This is a genomic window from Salinimicrobium oceani (assembly GCF_012037645.1).
In genome coordinates this window covers 1-532 of sequence record NZ_JAAVJR010000360.1, presented here as the reverse complement: position 1 = coordinate 532, position 532 = coordinate 1, and the positions used below count along the sequence as shown (strand labels likewise).

General features: G+C 42.9%; 1 protein-coding gene. It reads left to right on the top strand.

From position 1 onward, the window contains the following. Nucleotides 1-532 (top strand): formate--tetrahydrofolate ligase (locus tag HC175_RS17180; protein WP_168139543.1); only part of this gene is annotated, 532 nt, incomplete at both ends.

Sequence of the window (532 nt, the reverse complement as noted above, 5' to 3'; positions counted from 1 at the left end):
AATAGAAATGTATGGGAAGTTTAAAGCTAAACTTCCACTAAACAATATTGATAAGGAAAAGGTAAAGCAAGGGAATTTGATCCTGGTTTCAGCAATTTCCCCAACTCCTGCAGGAGAAGGAAAAACTACTGTTTCTATTGGCCTTTCTGAAGCTTTGAACAGGCTCGGCAAAAAAACAACAGTCGTTCTTAGGGAACCTTCTTTAGGCCCTGTATTTGGTATCAAAGGGGGAGCTACCGGTGGTGGTTATTCTCAGGTACTGCCCATGGAAGATATCAACCTGCACTTTACAGGTGATTTTTCGGCCATTGAAAAGGCGCACAACCTGCTTGCAGCTTTAGTAGATAATAACATTCAATCAAAAGTAAATAACCTTGGTCTTGATCCCCGTACCATTTCTCTTAAACGGGTGATGGACGTCAATGACAGGGCCTTGAGAAATATTGTTATTGGACTTGGCGGAACAGGATCAGGGATTCCCAGGGAAAGCGGCTTTGATATTACAGCGGCTTCAGAGATCATGGCGATCATG